Origin of the sequence: Nitratireductor luteus (assembly GCF_026162365.1) — a bacterium.
In the GTDB taxonomy this organism is placed as follows: Bacteria; Pseudomonadota; Alphaproteobacteria; order Rhizobiales; family Rhizobiaceae; genus Chelativorans; species Chelativorans luteus.
In genome coordinates, this window is record NZ_JAOANW010000001.1 from 213,837 (window position 1) to 229,591 (window position 15,755).

The 15,755-nt window shown below is 62.7% G+C and carries 14 protein-coding genes; 9 read left to right on the forward strand and 5 right to left on the reverse strand.

Annotated features, from left to right (window positions below):
* The first annotated feature begins 349 nt into the window (after positions 1 to 349).
* Entirely contained in the window at positions 350 to 691 is a 342-nt protein-coding gene (locus N1058_RS01115; protein WP_265515636.1) for a DUF2147 domain-containing protein, read from the forward strand.
* Between the two features lie 63 nt (positions 692 to 754).
* Here the strand turns inward: N1058_RS01115 and N1058_RS01120 are convergent, their stop codons facing one another.
* Positions 755 to 1,456: a glutathione S-transferase family protein gene (locus tag N1058_RS01120; protein WP_265515637.1), complete on the reverse strand. Its 702-nt coding sequence runs from the start codon at positions 1,454 to 1,456 to the stop codon at positions 755 to 757.
* A 221-nt stretch (positions 1,457 to 1,677) separates the two neighbouring features.
* On the opposite strand from N1058_RS01120, the gene N1058_RS01125 reads away from it, so the two are divergent.
* From N1058_RS01125 to N1058_RS01140, 4 genes are all read left to right on the forward strand, one after another.
* Positions 1,678 to 1,842: a hypothetical protein gene (locus N1058_RS01125; RefSeq protein WP_265515638.1), complete on the forward strand. Its 165-nt coding sequence runs from the start codon at positions 1,678 to 1,680 to the stop codon at positions 1,840 to 1,842.
* A gap of 42 nt (positions 1,843 to 1,884) precedes the next feature.
* A complete protein-coding gene (locus N1058_RS01130) occupies positions 1,885 to 2,079 on the forward strand; it encodes a hypothetical protein (protein ID WP_265515639.1) in 195 nt (64 codons plus the stop codon).
* Positions 2,080 to 2,156: 77 nt separating this feature from the next.
* Positions 2,157 to 3,656 (forward strand): AMP nucleosidase, encoded by a 1,500-nt coding sequence (locus N1058_RS01135; protein ID WP_265515640.1) that lies wholly within the window; start codon positions 2,157 to 2,159, stop codon positions 3,654 to 3,656.
* Positions 3,657 to 3,734: 78 nt separating this feature from the next.
* Positions 3,735 to 4,700 (forward strand): endonuclease/exonuclease/phosphatase family protein, encoded by a 966-nt coding sequence (locus N1058_RS01140; RefSeq protein ID WP_265515641.1) that lies wholly within the window; start codon positions 3,735 to 3,737, stop codon positions 4,698 to 4,700.
* A 109-nt stretch (positions 4,701 to 4,809) separates the two neighbouring features.
* Here the strand turns inward: N1058_RS01140 and N1058_RS01145 are convergent, their stop codons facing one another.
* Positions 4,810 to 6,522 carry an electron transfer flavoprotein-ubiquinone oxidoreductase gene (locus tag N1058_RS01145; RefSeq protein ID WP_265515642.1) on the reverse strand — a complete coding sequence of 571 codons (1,713 nt, stop codon included), beginning with the start codon at positions 6,520 to 6,522 and terminating at the stop codon, positions 4,810 to 4,812.
* Between the two features lie 175 nt (positions 6,523 to 6,697).
* Here N1058_RS01145 and N1058_RS01150 point away from each other — a divergent pair, with 175 nt between their 5' ends.
* Together N1058_RS01150 and N1058_RS01155 are read left to right on the forward strand one after the other, a co-directional pair.
* Positions 6,698 to 7,339 carry a hypothetical protein gene (locus N1058_RS01150; RefSeq protein ID WP_265515643.1) on the forward strand — a complete coding sequence of 214 codons (642 nt, stop codon included), beginning with the start codon at positions 6,698 to 6,700 and terminating at the stop codon, positions 7,337 to 7,339.
* Positions 7,340 to 7,376: 37 nt separating this feature from the next.
* Entirely contained in the window at positions 7,377 to 8,243 is an 867-nt protein-coding gene (locus tag N1058_RS01155; RefSeq protein ID WP_265515644.1) for a uracil-DNA glycosylase, read from the forward strand.
* On the opposite strand, the gene N1058_RS01160 is transcribed toward N1058_RS01155, so the two are convergent.
* Entirely contained in the window at positions 8,240 to 8,635 is a 396-nt protein-coding gene (locus N1058_RS01160) for a hypothetical protein (RefSeq protein WP_265515645.1), read from the reverse strand. The genes N1058_RS01155 and N1058_RS01160 overlap by 4 nt on opposite strands.
* A gap of 123 nt (positions 8,636 to 8,758) precedes the next feature.
* Between N1058_RS01160 and N1058_RS01165 the strand changes: the two genes are divergently transcribed.
* Positions 8,759 to 9,574 (forward strand): helix-turn-helix domain-containing protein, encoded by an 816-nt coding sequence (locus N1058_RS01165; protein ID WP_265515646.1) that lies wholly within the window; start codon positions 8,759 to 8,761, stop codon positions 9,572 to 9,574.
* A 3-nt stretch (positions 9,575 to 9,577) separates the two neighbouring features.
* Here N1058_RS01165 and N1058_RS01170 read toward each other — a convergent pair whose 3' ends face one another.
* Together N1058_RS01170 and N1058_RS01175 are read right to left on the reverse strand one after the other, a co-directional pair.
* Positions 9,578 to 10,531, reverse strand: a complete 954-nt coding sequence (locus N1058_RS01170; protein WP_265515647.1) for a DMT family transporter — start codon at positions 10,529 to 10,531, stop codon at positions 9,578 to 9,580.
* A gap of 94 nt (positions 10,532 to 10,625) precedes the next feature.
* Positions 10,626 to 12,938, reverse strand: coding sequence for a xanthine dehydrogenase family protein molybdopterin-binding subunit (locus N1058_RS01175; protein ID WP_265515648.1), 2,313 nt, complete (start codon positions 12,936 to 12,938; stop codon positions 10,626 to 10,628).
* Positions 12,939 to 13,087: 149 nt separating this feature from the next.
* On the opposite strand from N1058_RS01175, the gene pepN reads away from it, so the two are divergent.
* Positions 13,088 to 15,733: an aminopeptidase N gene (pepN, locus tag N1058_RS01180; RefSeq protein ID WP_265515649.1), complete on the forward strand. Its 2,646-nt coding sequence runs from the start codon at positions 13,088 to 13,090 to the stop codon at positions 15,731 to 15,733.
* Positions 15,734 to 15,755: the final 22 nt, after the last annotated feature.

Consider the following 15,755-nt stretch of genomic DNA (forward strand, 5'->3'; position numbering starts at 1 on the left):
GCGGTGCTGCGATGGATCGAAGAATGGCGGAGAGGATTGAAATCGGCGTTAAACAGCTTGATTAATCAGGCGAAAACAAAGTTCAAACATTCGGTAAACGGGTAGGATCCGTTAAGGATAGGAAGTCCGGATTGCCGGGCTTTCGGACGCTGCTTCGTTAAAATGCGTACGAGAGGGGGCAACGCTTTCCTAACCACGAAACGGCTTTCGGCACGCATGGGAGCGGCTGGGGAGCGGCTGGGGACCGGCTGACGGCAGCAAGTGAAATCCTCTTTCGCTCGCCGCGCCGTTGCATTACTCTTACGTCTGCGTAAGCCAATTGAGCGGTCGAACAGGGAGGAACGGGACCATGCGCAGAGTGCTGTTGACGGGTATCGCGTTGCTGATGGCGGGCGGAGCGGCGTTCGCCGATCCTATCGAGGGACGCTGGAAGACGAAATCGGGCAACACGGCCGAGATCGTGCCGTGCGGCGGCCAGTACTGCATCACGCTGAAGACGGGCGAGCACGCCGGCAAGCAGATCGGCAAGTTCAAGCCGGAAGACAACGGTCAATATACCGGAACGGTGACGGACCCGGCCAACGATAAGACATATTCAGGCAAAGGCAGCCTCAGCGGCAACTCGTTCAAGATGGGCGGTTGCGTGCTTGGCGGGTTGATCTGCCGCAACGAAACCTGGTCGCGAATGTAACGCGCCGCGCAACGAGAAGGGCCGCGCGAAACGCACGGCCCTTTTGCAGCGCTCGAAGGAAGGTCAGCTCGCGCGCTGGCCGAACAGGACCTTCTGCGCTTCCTTGTCCTCGGCGATGTTGCCGCGCTTTTCCTCGCCTACCGCAAGGCCGCGCTGAACCGCGGGGCGGGCCATGATGGTCTCGAACCAGCGTTTGAGATGGGGAAAATCGTTCAGGTCCTGGCCCTGACGTTCATACGGTTTCACCCAGCCGATGGACGCGATGTCGGCGATGGAATAATCGCCGGCCAGGAAATCGCGGTCGGCAAGGCGCCTGTTCATCACGCCGTAGAGGCGGTTGACCTCGTTGGTGTATCGCTCGATTGCATAGGGCAGCTTTTCCGGTGCATATTGACGGAAATGATGCGCCTGCCCCGCCATCGGGCCGAGGCCGCCCATCTGCCAGAACAGCCATTGCTCCACTTCCACGCGCTGGCGCTCGTCCTGCGGGTAGAACGTGCCGAACTTGCGGCCCAGATACTGGAGGATGGCTCCCGATTCGAAGAGGGAGATCGGTTCGCCGCCCGGTCCCTCCGGATCGATGATGGCCGGCATGCGGTTGTTGGGCGCGATCTTCAAGAATTCGGGCCGAAATTGCTCGCCCTTGCCTATGTTCACATAATGCACTTCGTAGGGAACGCCTAGTTCCTCCAACATGATGGAGATTTTCCAGCCATTGGGCGTCGGCCAATAATGCAGTTCTATCGGTTGATGTTGCTCAATCATTCGGCTCTTTCTCCTGTTTGTTTGAAGACATAAGTGCGATGCAGCCGTTTCGCAATGATAGTGCAAGAGACAGCCGGAATGATCGACAAACGATTCCGTTTACGGTATTTTGAATGGATAACTTATTCGTGTTTATAAAGCTGAACGGTTGATGAATAGCCTTCTCAGTCACCGTTCAGGCGCGTCCGGGCATATTGCCGGAACGATGAAGGAGACACCCCATGTTAACGCGCGGCTTTACGGCAATCTGTGTGCTGGCGGCGATTGCCGGCATGTTCGCAGCGGTGCTGGTGGCCGAGGCAAGCCGTACAAATGGCAAGTGGCGCGCGAACCTAACTGTGAACTCCTGCCTCGATCATGATGACAAGAGCGCCTGCGCTATCTGAGCGCGGCTCGCAAGTCGCCCCTGGCGGGCGGGCAGGTGAAAGATGAAGGCAAGAAATTTCATGACGGACGGCATACGCATGCTTCCACGGGTTATCGCGCTTGCCTGCATGGTCAGTGTTCCCCTGGCAGCCGTCAGCTCGGTGCGGGCCGGCAACGAAAACATCATCGAAGGCTCCTACAAGAAGCCCAGCGGGGCCGGCTTCGTCCTGATGGTGAGCTTGCGGCGGGCGCAGTAGACTTCCTGTACCTGTATATGCTCGTCGAAGAGGATTCAGGGCCTCGAAACCGTCATCGTGAACACCTATAATGGGATATGGACAAGCGAATCTATCCTCAACCGATTGAGACCATTTCGAGCCCCGAGCCGATAGCGCGGCAGGCCTTTTCCGATCCGCGCGCGGCGGTCGATGCGCTGAAAGTCATCTACGACCGCAACACCGCATTCCTGCGGGACGCCTTTGCCCATGTCGCCAAGACGGGCGAGAGCGGGCGTCGGTATCGCGCCTACTACCCCGAAGTCAGCCTCGCGACCTCATCCTTCGCGCAGATCGACACGCGGCTTGCCTATGGGCATGTGCCGGAACCTGGCACCTATCGCACCACGATCACCCGGCCAGATCTTTTCGACCCCTATCTGATCGAGCAGCTCGGGCTTCTCATCCGCAATCATGGGGTGCCGATCATCGTCCGTGAATCGGACACGCCGATACCGCTGCATTTCGCCTTCCTGAGGGACACCTATGTGGAAGGCTCGGTCGCGGACCGGCTCAAGCGGCCGCTGCGCGATCTTTTCGACGTGCCCAATCTGAACTCCACCGACGACCACATCGTCAACGGCACCCACGAGCCGACGCCGGGCGACCCGATGCCGCTGGCGCCGTTCACCGCGCAGCGCATCGACTACTCGCTGCACAGGCTTTCGCACTATACGGCGACGGCACCCGACCATTTCCAGAACTTCGTGCTGTTCACCAACTACCAGTTCTATATCGACGAATTCTGCGCCTATGCGCGGGGGGCGATGGCGCGGGGAGGCGAAGGCTACGAGACCTTCGTGGAGCCGGGCAACATCATGACGCAGGCCGGAGAAACCACGCCGCCGGAGACGGCGTTGCAGCGCATGCCGCAAATGCCGGCCTACCACCTGACCCGCGCCGACCATTGCGGGATCACCATGGTCAATATCGGCGTCGGCCCGTCCAACGCCAAAACCATTACCGATCATATCGCGGTGCTGCGGCCGCATGCATGGCTGATGCTCGGCCATTGCGCCGGCCTGCGCCACACCCAGGCGCTGGGCGACTATGTGCTGGCGCACGCCTATGTGCGCGAAGATCATGTGCTCGACGACGACCTGCCAGTATGGGTGCCGCTGCCGGCCCTGGCCGAGGTGCAGGTGGCACTTCAGGAGGCTGTGGCGGAAATCACCGGGCTTTCCGGCTATGATCTCAAGCGGATCATGCGGACAGGCACGGTCGCGACCATCGACAACCGCAATTGGGAACTGCGCGATCAGCGGGGGCCGGTGCAGCGGCTTTCACAGTCACGCGCCATCGCGCTCGACATGGAATCGGCCACGATAGCCGCCAACGGCTTCCGCTTCCGCGTGCCTTACGGCACACTTCTGTGCGTTTCAGACAAGCCGCTGCACGGGGAATTGAAGCTGCCGGGCATGGCCACCGATTTCTACAAGCGGCAGGTTGCCCAGCATTTGCAGATCGGCATACGTGCGGTCGAGAAGCTGGCGGCGATGCCGCCGGAGAGATTGCATTCGCGTAAGCTCAGAAGCTTTTCGGAAACGGCGTTCCAGTAGCGGGCACAAGCGATGGCGGGGACGATGGAAGCAGGTGGTGCGTCCAAATCACGGGGCCACCGCCGTTGGATTTGCCCGTTGCTGGCCGTATCGGCAATGTTCGCGACGTTGCCGCTGGTTGCGGGCTATTGGGGTGCGCTGCATCCGGTCTTCGATGCGCTGGCACATTTCCGCCTTCACCTGGCCGCGCTGGTGGCCATCCTTGCCCTACCGCTCCTGTTCTTCCGCGGCTGGCGCCAGATCGGGCTGACTGCTTTGATATTGAGTGTGGCCGCTGCGGGATCGACCTCGCTATATGGTGGCAAGCTTGCGGAAGCCGTCGCATCGGATACGCCTTCGGCCCGATACCGGCTCCTGCATCTCAACCTGCGCTACGACAACGCAACGCCGAAAGCGGTATTGTCCCTGATCGGCCGCTCGAACGCGGATATCGTGACACTCAACGAAGTCTCCGACATGTGGCGCACCGAGCTCGCCTTCATCGACGGGGCCTATTCTCACCGCATCGTCTGCCGGGCGCGGGCCTTTATCGGGGGCGTCGCCGTCCTGTCGCGTCGACCCTTCCGGCATCCGGCGGCCGCTGCCTGCCATGATCGCGGGTCAATGGCGACGGCCAGCATCAGTCTGGGCGGCAACACCATCACTGTCGCCGCGCTGCATCTGGGCTGGCCCTGGCCCTTCGACCAGCATGAGCACGTAAACCGGGTGTATCCGGTGCTGGAGACGCTCGGCCCGACCGCCATTCTGGCCGGCGACTTCAACGCATCGCCGTGGAGCGTGACGGCGCGCAGGGTCGAGGCGGCCGGCGAATTGACGGCGCCTCGATTGGTAGGGCCGACATGGCTCAAACGGCCCCTGCCGGACCTGCTGCGCCGCTATGCCGGCTTGCCGATCGACCACGTTCTGACAAAGGGGCGCGTGCGGGCGCTGTCGATCGAGCGGCTGGAAGACGTGGGATCGGACCATCTTCCGGTGCTGCTGACGTTCGAGATCGAACCGGGCAGCGAGGAACAGCCGGTCCTCCAGGCCAAGACCGAACGCTAGAGTGCCGCGCATCCACCTGACCGTATAAAGGACGCTCCACCTAATTGTTTTTACCACATTTATGCGGACGTCGGGTGATGCCACTCGACCGCAAATGCCAAAGGCAGAACTACATCCCTGTATAGACCGGTCCCTCGCCGCCCTGGGGAGGCACCCAGTCGATGTTCTGGTTGGGGTCCTTGATGTCGCAGGTCTTGCAGTGGACGCAGTTCTGCGCGTTGATCACGAAGCGGGGCTCCCGGCCTGCCTTGGCCTCGCCACCCTTTTCGGATGCTCCCGGACCTCCGGCCAGCGCGTTGCCGTCGGCATCGACCCATTCGTAAACGCCCGCCGGGCAGTAGCGGGTCGAAGGGCCGGCGAAGACGGCAAATTCCGAATTCTTCTGGAGTTCCATGTCCTTGACGAGCAGGTGGACCGGCTGGTCCTCCTCGTGATTGGTGTTGGACAGGAAGACCGAGGACAGGCGGTCGAAGGTGAGCACGCCATCCGGCTTGGGATAGTCGATAGGCTGGTGCTTTTCGGCCGGCTCCAACGTCTCGGCATCGGATTTTCCGTGCTTCAACGTGCCGAAGAACGAGAAGCCCAGGAGTTGGTTGGTCCACATATCGAAGCCGCCAAGGCCGATGCCGAGGATCGTCCCAAAGCGCGACCATAGCGGCTTGACGTTGCGGACGCGCTTCAGATCCTTGCCGATGTCGGAGGCGCGCCATGCTTCCTCGAAAGAGGTCAGGTCGGCGTTCTCGCGCCCCTCGGCAAGCGCTTCGGCAACGTGTTCCCCAGCCAGGATGCCGGACAGCACCGCGTTGTGCGAACCCTTGATGCGCGGCACATTGACGAGACCGGCCGAGCACCCCATGAGCAAGCCGCCCGGGAAGGACATCTTCGGCACGGATTGCAGTCCGCCCTCGGTGATGGCGCGCGCGCCGTAGGAGATGCGCTTGCCGCCTTCGAAGGTGGGAGCGATCGCGGGATGCGTCTTGAAGCGCTGGAATTCCTCGAAAGGTGCGATGTAGGGGTTCTTGTAGTTGAGATGCAGCACGAAGCCGACGGCGACCTTGTTGTCTTCCAGATGATAGAGGAAGGAGCCGCCGCCCGTCTTCATGTCCAGCGGCCAGCCGAAGGAATGCTGCACCAGGCCGGGCCGGTGGTTTTCCGGCTTCACTTCCCACAATTCCTTGAGGCCGATGCCGAATTTGGGCGGCTGCCGGCCCTCATCGAGGTTGAATTTGGCGATCAACTGCTTGGCCAGTGATCCGCGAGCGCCTTCGCCGATCAGCACATATTTGCCCATCAGAGCCATGCCCGGTGCATAGGCGGGGCCGTGGCTGCCGTCGCGCTCAACGCCCATGTCTCCGGTGGCCACGCCGATGACCGCGCCTTCGTCGTTGTAAATCAACTCGGCGGCGGCGAAGCCCGGATATATCTCGACGCCCAAAGCCTCCGCTTTCTCGGCCAGCCAGCGACATACGTTGCCGAGGGAGACAATGTAGTTGCCATGATTGTTCATCAGCGGCGGCATCATGAAATTAGGCAGGCGCAGCGAGCCAGCCGGCCCCAGCACCAGAAACCGGTCGTCCGTGACCGGCGTCTTGAAGGGATGGCTCTCGTCCTCCCGCCAGTCGGGCAGCAGGCGGTCGATGCCGATCGGGTCGACGACCGCACCGGACAGGATATGCGCGCCGACCTCGCCGCCCTTCTCCAGGACGACCACGGAAAGCTCCGGATTGAGCTGCTTCAGCTTGATGGAAGCGGCCAGCCCTGCGGGCCCCGCGCCGACGATGACAACGTCGAATTCCATGCTTTCGCGCTCGGTCTCGCTCATTCCTGTCTCCCCGGTTGCCACGCCAACGATGCGCCGGCTGCCTTTTTTCGCTGTCCGGCCTATAGCGCATGTTCGGTTGTCCGAACAGGGCCGGCCTGGGCAAGATTTTATTCCCTGAACCACTTTATTCTTTTACGTAAAGGTAAATCAAGTTCCCCTCCCCTGAGAGCGACGGATGCGCTACAATGAGCGCGGCGGCACTCGATGGCCGAAAGGTAGGGACATGTGGAGCCTGTCGCAAATTCTGGCGGCGGTTTCCGCTGCCTTCATCATTCCCGCAGCAGGGCCAGCCGATGACGGGCAATGGCCGGCAGGCGGATATCGTTTTTCCGACGAGATGGGCGGCTTCCGCATCGTCGAGGCGTATGGCGAGGGAACGCGGCAGGATCCAGTGGTGCTGACCCAGGAGTTCTACTCGGCAAGTCCGGTGGTGCTCGTCATCAGCGGATACGGGCCGGACGCCGGCCCGCGCATCATACCGGGATCGCTCGGCACGGCTCTTTACCTGACATTGCGCACACGCAACGCGAGCGGACTCGGCTGGATCGAATTTCAGTTCGAGCTGCAAGAGGAACCGGGGCGGCCCAGCACCTATGGCGACGGGCTGTCGTTCGACCAGCGGCGGATCGAGCCGCGGGGAATGCATTCCGACCGCTTCGACCTTCATGACCGCAATTTCGAGCCGCATGACCGGCTCCTCTTCCGCAAGGGCAAGGTCGACCCGGACAAGTCAGCCAGTTTCTCCATCCTGATCACCGACCTGACGCCCGTTTCGCCGTTTTATCTGGTGCAGGACCCGCGCATTCCTCTGTCCTGAGCTTGCATTGGCGCGCCCGAGGGACAAGATTGACGCCATGAAACCAGAAGCCACCGACACAAATTTCGGCCTGCGGGAGTTGCTTGCCTTTTATGCCGATGCCGGCGTCGAGGAGGCATTGTGCGAGGAGCCTGTCGACCGTTTTTCGGAACGACCGACGGCACGGGAGAGGCCGGCCGAGACGCGCGGCAACGCTGCAGGCGGTGCGCCATCATCTCCCCCGGCTCCTGCCCCTGCCCTGGCCGCCCGATCCGAGCGCATCCCCGCGCCTGCCATTGCGCCGGCGGCCAGCGTGCCCGACGAGGCACAGGCGGCGAGAGCCCGCGAGCTGGCGCGGCAGGCGGCGACATTGGACGAGTTGCGGTCGATCCTGGAGAGCTTCGACGGCTGTAATCTGAAGCTGACTGCAAAGAACCTGGTCTTCGCGGACGGCAATCCGCAAGCCGACCTGATGCTGGTGGGCGAGGCGCCGGGGCGGGACGAGGATTTGCAGGGCCTGCCCTTCGTCGGGCGCTCGGGGCAGCTCCTGGACCGCATATTGGCGGCGATCGGACGCGACCGCACATCGGCTTACATATCGAACGTTATCCCGTGGCGACCGCCCGGCAACAGGGATCCCTCACCCATCGAGACCGAGATATGCCGTCCCTTCATCGAGCGGCATATCGAACTGGTGAACCCGAAAGTTCTGGTGACGCTGGGCAATCCGTCAACCAAGCTCCTGCTGCGGACCACGACCGGCATCATGCGGATGCGCGGCAAATGGGCCGAACACGAAACGGCGGGCGGCGTGAAAATCGCCACCCTGCCGTCGCTGCATCCCGCCTATCTGTTGCGCAACCCCGCACACAAGAAGCTGGCATGGCGCGATTTTCTCGCGGTGAAAGCACGGCTGGACGCTTAACCGGGCACCGCGGTCGCGCGCAGCCCTGCCGCCTGGAGCGCGGCGAACAATGCCACCGCCAGGGCCTGCACAGTGATGAAGAACACACCCAGCATGTTCGGCTGGATGATACCAACGGCCATGATCGCGAAGCTGGCGATCACCCACAGAACGTTGACGCCCACGATGTCGATGAGCACCAGACGCGGCGCGCTCGGCCGGCGGGCGACGGCGACCAGCATCGCCACGAAGGGCACGAGCACGAGGCCGGACCAGAATAAAAGCCCGGACGGCAATGCCAGCAGGCTGGACAGGATGCCCGCTCCGGCGATCATCAGAACGCCCGCCGCGCCGCTGACAGCTGCATCCAGCAGGAGGACCTTGCGAAGGTAAGAGGTGATGGGTTGGCTCATGATCGTTCTCCTTGATTGGCCGGCGCTTGCCGGTTCACGCCGAAAGATTGACCGTTCCCGGCGCTCAAGGCGATTACGCGGGAGGTAATGGTATTGATGCTTCAGGCGAGGTAGCTTGCGGCCATGGACACGAGAAGTATGGAAAATGACAGCCCCGGCGACCTGCTGCGGGACTGGCGCAAGCGGAGGCGGCTGAGCCAGCTCGACCTGGCGCTGGAGGCAGGCATCTCGCAGCGCCATCTGAGCTTCGTGGAGAGCGGACGCGCCAGGCCTTCGCGCGATATGGTGCTGCTTCTGGCGCACAGCCTTTCGCTGCCCCTGCGCGAGCAGAACCGCATGCTGCTGGCCGCCGGCTTCGCGCCTTCCTTTCCCGAGCGCAGCCTGGACGATCCGGCATTGAAGCCCGCGATGGATGCGGTGCAGCGGATCCTCGACGGCCATGCCCCCAACCCGGCCATCGCCATCGACCGGCACTGGAACATGGTTGCCTCCAACGAGGCGATCGCGCCCTTTCTGGAGGGCGTCGAAGAGACGGCGCTGCTTTCGCCGCCGGTGAACGTGCTGCGGCTCAGCCTGCATCCGAAGGGAATCGCGCCGCGCATCGTCAATCTGGCGCAGTGGCGAAACCATGTGCTGGAGCGGCTGAAGCAGCTCAACGGGCAGTTTGCCGATCCGCAGCTCTATGCGCTGGAAAAGGAACTTGCGGCCTATCCGGTCGGGCCCACGCAACCGCGCAAACGCCCGGTGGAGGCCGAGACGATCGCGGTTCCGCTACGCCTGCGGGTCGGGCGGGAAGAACTTTCCTTCATCACCACCACGACCGTGTTCGGAACGCCGCTCGACGTCACCTTGTCCGAACTGGCGCTGGAAACGTTCTTTCCCGCCGACGATGCCACGGCGCACTTTCTGCGGCAGCGGGAGGGGCCGGTCGGCAAGTAGAAGTCAGGATGTGGGCGGCACGAAGCGCCGGGCGGCGGCACGCTTGAGTCCAAGCCGATGCTCGCGCCAGATGATGAACAGGCCCGCCCCCACGATGATGATGCCGCCGACAAGCGTGTAGAGCGTCGGCACGTCCTTGAAGACGAAATAGCCGATGACGATGGCAAGGATCATCGACGTGTATTCGAAGGGCGCAATCGTCGAAAGCTCGGCATAGCGATAGCATTGCGTCATCAGGATCTGCGCGACGCCGCCGCACAGGCCAGCGCCTATGAGCGCCAGCATCTGGCCGTCGGAGAGTACCGTCCAACCGAAGGGAAGCGACACGAGCGACATGATGGTTGCGGTGACCGAAAACCACAAGACGATGGTCGCCGTCTTTTCGGTCTGCACCAGCGTTCGCACAAGCAGCATGGCTACGGCAGAACAGGCCGCAGCAGCGAGGACAGCAATGACGCCGAGCCCCTGCTCCGCCGCCAAGCCCCCCTCGCCGCTCAACAAGGTCAGCTTGGGCCAGGCGACGATCACCACACCGACAAAGCCCACAATGACCGCGCTCCAGCGGTACATGCGCACTGTTTCGCCCATGAAGAGTGCGGAGAAGACCACGACGATGAGGGGCTGTGCATAGTTCAGCGTGATCGCATCGGGCAGCGGCAGCTTTGTCAAGCCGTAGAAGCCCAACGCCATGGCCACGACGCCGACAAGCCCGCGCGCAATGTGGCCAAACGGCTTGGTGGTGTGGAAGGCGGTAGCCAGCTCGCGCCGCCAGGCGAGCATGGCGAAGATCGGGAAGATGGCGAAGAAGGACCGGAAGAAGACGATCTGCCCCGGCGGCACATCGCCCGAATACTTGATCAGCGACGACATGCAGACGAAGATCGTCACCGACATTACCTTCAGCGCGATGCCTATCAGCGGCCGGCTCGAAGCGCCCAATTCGGTTATGGCCGGCATGCGTGCGCCTTGCGTGAAGCATATGGGATGGCACGGGCGGAAAGCGATGCGCAAATGCCGGCTTTCCGCCATGCCCGGCTGGACAAATCCGCGTTCACCCTTCTCCCGAAGCCTCCTGGATGGCGCTCCATATGCGCAACGGTGTTGCCGGCATCTCAATATGGTTGATGCCGTATGCGCGCCAGAGGGCATCGACGACCGCATTGTGGACGGCGGGTGTAGAGCCGATGGTGCCGGCTTCGCCTGCGCCCTTGATGCCCATGGCATTGGTGGTCGAGGGCACGTTGCGGGTTTCGAAATGGATGTCGGGAAAAAGGTCCGCGCGCGGCATCCCGTAATCCATGAAGGTCGCGGTGACGAGCTGACCGTCCTCGGAATAGACTGTGTCTTCGGTCAGCGCCTGGCCGGCACCCTGGGCAACACCGCCATGAACCTGCCCGGCCAGGAGAACCGGGTTCACCGTCGCGCCGAAATCGTCGACGATCCAGTAGCCGACCGGTAGCGTTCCACCGGTGGCCGGGTCGATCTCCACCTCGCAGATATGGGTGCCGTTGGGATAGGTTGCCTCGTCCTGCACGAACTCGCCGAAGCCCTTGAGGTCGTCCGGCTGCCTGGCAGCCTTGGCGATGGCCGAGAAATCAAGGCTCCGGTCGGTGCCGACGATCCGGGCAGTGCCGTCTGCCAGTTCAATGTCGGCGGCGGAGGCTTCCAACTCGTCGGCGGCGATCTTCCTGATCTTTTCGGCAAGGTCCTCGCCGGCACGGGACGCCGACACGCCGCCCAGGGGGATGGACCGGGAGCCGCCCGTGCCGCCACCCTTGTCCAGGACGTTCGTATCACCCTGATGGACGGTGATCCTGTCGATGTCGATATTGAGCTTCTCGGCGACGAACTGGGCATAGGCCGTGGCGTGGCCCTGACCGTTCGACTGGGTGCCGATGGCCAGCGTCACCGTGCCGTCGCCGTTGAGCGTGACATGGGCGGGCTCGGAGCCGGCGAAGGCGCAGGCCTCGATATAGGTCGCCATGCCGATGCCGCGGATCCTGCCGCGCCGGGCCGCCTCCTCCGCCCGCTTGTCGAAATCGGCCCAGCCGGCGCGCTCCATGCACAAACTCATGTGCCCCTCGAACTCGCCCACATCGTATTTGCGGCCGGTCTGGGTGGTATAGGGGAACTGCTCAGGCCTTATGAAATTGCGGCGCCGGATCTCATCGCGGCCAAGGCCGGTCTGGCGGGCGCATTCGTCGACCAGCTTTTCCAGGAGAAAGGCCGCCTCCGGCCGTCCGGCCCCGCGATAGGCGTCGACCGGACAGGTGTTGGTGTAGACGCCGTCGATGGTCACGTCGAGCGCCCGGATGTCGTAGACGCCTGTCGACATGGACACGCCGACGAAGGGAATGAAGGGGCCATATTGCGAGATATAGGCGCCCATATTGGCGATGAGATTGACGCGGAGCGCAAGGAAACGGCCGTCCTTGTCGAGTGCCATCTCGGCCTTGACGACGTTGTCGCGGCCCTGCGCGTCGGTCATGAAGTGCTCGGTGCGGTCGCCGGTCCACTTGACGGGCCTGCCGAGGCGTTTGGCAGCCTCCATCACCAGCGCATATTCACGATAGACGAAGGTCTTGGGGCCGAAGCCGCCGCCCACATCCGGCGTGATCACCCGCAGCTTGTCCTTGCGGATTCCGAAGACCTGCTTCGCCAGGATCTCCTGCATGGAGTGCACGCCCTGAGAGCCGGTGGTCAGCGTGAAGTGCTCGCTCGCCGCATCCCATTCGGCCAGCGCCGCGCGCGGCTCCATGTAGTTGGAAACGAGGCGGTTGTTCTTGAAGGAGGTCTCGACCACGCGGTCCGCCTTGGCGAACGCGGCTTCCGACTTCGCCTTGTCGCCGACATGATAGAGAAAGGCGCGGTTGCTGCCCAGATCCGGCCAGACCAGCGGGGCACCATCGTCCAGCGCGGCTGCCGTATCGACGGCCGGTTCCTCGTCCTCGAAGTCGATCTCTATCAGCTCGGCGGCGTCCTGTGCCTGGCTGCGGCTGTCGGCCACGATGAAGGCGATGGCGTCGCCGACATACTGCACCCGCTCACGGCACAGGATCGGAATGTCCTTGGTGGGCGCAAACTTGCCGTCCGGCTGCTTCTGCATCGCGCCGGATTTCAGGTTCCCCAGATGGGCTGTATCGGCACCGGTGAGCACCAGGTGCACGCCGGGCGCGGCCCTTGCCGCGTCAAGGGAGCCGATGGTGAACTTCGCCTTCGCCATGGGCGAGCGCAGCACATGGGCATGCAGCACATCTTCGACCGCTACATCGTCCGTGTAGCGTCCCTTGCCGGTGATGAAGTTCTGGTCTTCCTTGCGCAGCACGGATGCGCCCATGCCGAATTTCGGTGTGAGAACCGTCATACCGAGTTCCTTGCCCGTGAAAATGGAGACGAATGAAGACATAGAGATGATGTCAGTTTTGTCGACCCGCTCCATCGTGTAAAGAGCCACAGTCGATTTTGTTGGTCCAGCATCGCGCAAGTTGCCTGGACCCTTCCGGAGTATGTTGAATGCGCACCGATACCGGCCAGGTGTTCCGTCTCGAGGACTACAGCCCGAGCGACTACCTCATTCCCCAGACCGACCTGGTATTCCAGCTCGATCCCACCGATACCAGGATCGAGGCGCGGCTGACGGTGGAAAGGCGGGGCGGTGTTGCGGCGAACAAACCGCTGATCCTGGACGGCGACGGACTGACGCTCGAAAACCTGTTGATCGACGGCGCGCCGGTCGCCGAAACGGACTACGAAGCGACCGAAGACAGCCTTGTTCTGCGCAAGACACCTTCGGCAAGGCGGTTCGAACTGACGCTTGTGACACGCACAAATCCTTCGGCGAACAAGGCGTTGATGGGGCTCTATGTCTCGAATGGCGTTTTCTGCACGCAATGCGAGGCCGAAGGCTTTCGCCGCATCACCTATTTCCTCGACCGGCCGGACGTATTGAGTGTCTACCGGGTTCGCATCGAGGCCGACAGGAAGACGGCACCGCTGCTGCTTTCCAACGGCAATCCGACGAATAACGGAGAACTCGACGACAGCCGGCATTTCGCGGTCTGGGATGACCCACACCCCAAGCCGTCCTATCTCTTCGCGCTGGTGGCGGGCGACCTCGGGGCGGTGCACGACACCTTCACCACCGCATCCGGCCGCGAAGTGGCGCTGGCCATCTATGTGGAGCACGGCAAGGAGCCGCGCGCAGCCTATGCGATAGATGCGCTCAAACGCTCAATGCGCTGGGACGAGGAACGCTTCGGCCGGGAATACGATCTCGACGTCTTCAACATCGTCGCCGTCTCCGACTTCAACATGGGCGCGATGGAGAACAAGGGTCTCAACGTCTTCAACGACAAATACGTGCTCGCCGATCCGGAGACGGCCACGGACATGGACTTCGCCAATATCGAAGCCATCATCGCCCATGAGTACTTCCATAATTGGACTGGAAACAGAATCACTTGCCGCGACTGGTTCCAGCTTTGCCTGAAGGAAGGGCTGACGGTTTACCGCGATCATGAATTCTCTGCCGACCAGCGTTCGCGGGCGGTGAAGCGCATCGCCGAGGTAAGAACACTGCGGGCGCATCAGTTCCCGGAAGACCAGGGCCCGCTCGCTCACCCCGTAAGGCCCCGGCGCTACCGGGAGATCAATAATTTCTACACGGCCACCGTCTACGAAAAAGGTTCCGAGGTCGTGCGCATGATCCGCACGCTGCTGGGGGCGGACAAGTTCCGGGCGGGCATGGACCTTTATTTCGAGCGTCATGACGGTGAGGCGGTCACGATCGAGGATTTCGTGCGCTGCTTCGAGGATGTGTCGGGCGTGGACCTGGCGCAATTCGCGCTCTGGTATCACCAGGCCGGCACGCCGAGCATAACCGCCAGCGGCCGCTATGACGGCCGTACGCGGGAATTCACGCTGGAGATCGAGCAGAGCGTGCCTCCTACCCCATCGGAGGCGCGCAAACGCCTGATGCATATCCCGCTGGCCTTCGGGCTGGTGGGGCCGAACGGCGAGGAGATGGATTTCGACGGCGTCGACGGCGCCAATGTCGAGGATGGTGTGATCCATCTGCGTAAGCGCAAGCATGTGATCCGCTTCAAAGGCATCGGGGCGCGGCCTGTGGTCTCGCTCAATCGCGGTTTTTCCGCGCCGGTGACGCTTTCGCTGGAAGCTTCCGCCGAGGACCGCATGTTCCTGGCCCGGCACGACAACGACCTGTTCTCGCGCTGGCAGTCGCTGAATACGCTTTTCACGGAGGCCCTTATAGAGGCGACACAGCGTATCAGGGGCGGCAAGGAGCCGGAATTTCCTGGCGAATTGCTTGCCTATCCGGCCGAGATCGCATCCGACGAAACGCTGGAGGCCGCGTATCGCGCGCAGGCTCTGACGCTGCCGGCGGAGGCCGACATTGCGCGGGAGATCGGCAGCGGGATCGATCCCGATGCCATCCATGCCGCCATTTCCGGGCTGCGAAAGGCCATCGGGAAGAAGTGTGCCGGCACCTTCGGCGATATCCATGAAGCGCTCGATAGCGGCGAGCCGTTCACGCCCGATGCCGCGAGCGCCGGCCGGCGGGCATTGCGCAACGTGCTTCTCGATTATCTGAGCGCCGGCGCCGACACGCCCCGGTATGCGACGCGACAATTCGAGACGGCGGACAACATGACGGCGATGGCTGCCGCGCTCACCGTTCTCGCTCACCAGTTTCCGCATGCCCGGCAGACCGCACTGGCCCTTTCCCAATTCGAGGAACGCTACCGCGGCAACCCGCTCGTGCTCGACAAATGGTTCATGGTCCAAGCCACCACACCGGGTCCCGACACGGTGGAGCAGGTACGCGAGATGATGGCGCACGAGGCCTTCTCGCTCGCCAACCCCAACCGGGTGCGGGCGCTCATAGGCACCTTCGCCAGCGCCAATCAGACCGGCTTTCACCGCGCCGACGGCGAGGGATACCGGTTCCTGGCCGAGACGGTGTTGGCGATCGAGAAGGATAATCCCCAGCTTGCGGCACGGCTGGCCATCGCCTTCAGATCGTGGAGATCGCTCGAGAAAAAGCGCCAGGAACATGCACGCGAGGCGCTGGCGACCATCGCCCAGGAGAAGGAGTTGTCGCGCGATCTGCGCGACATCGTGGAACGTACGCTCGCCTGATTCGGCGGTAAGCATTTATCAA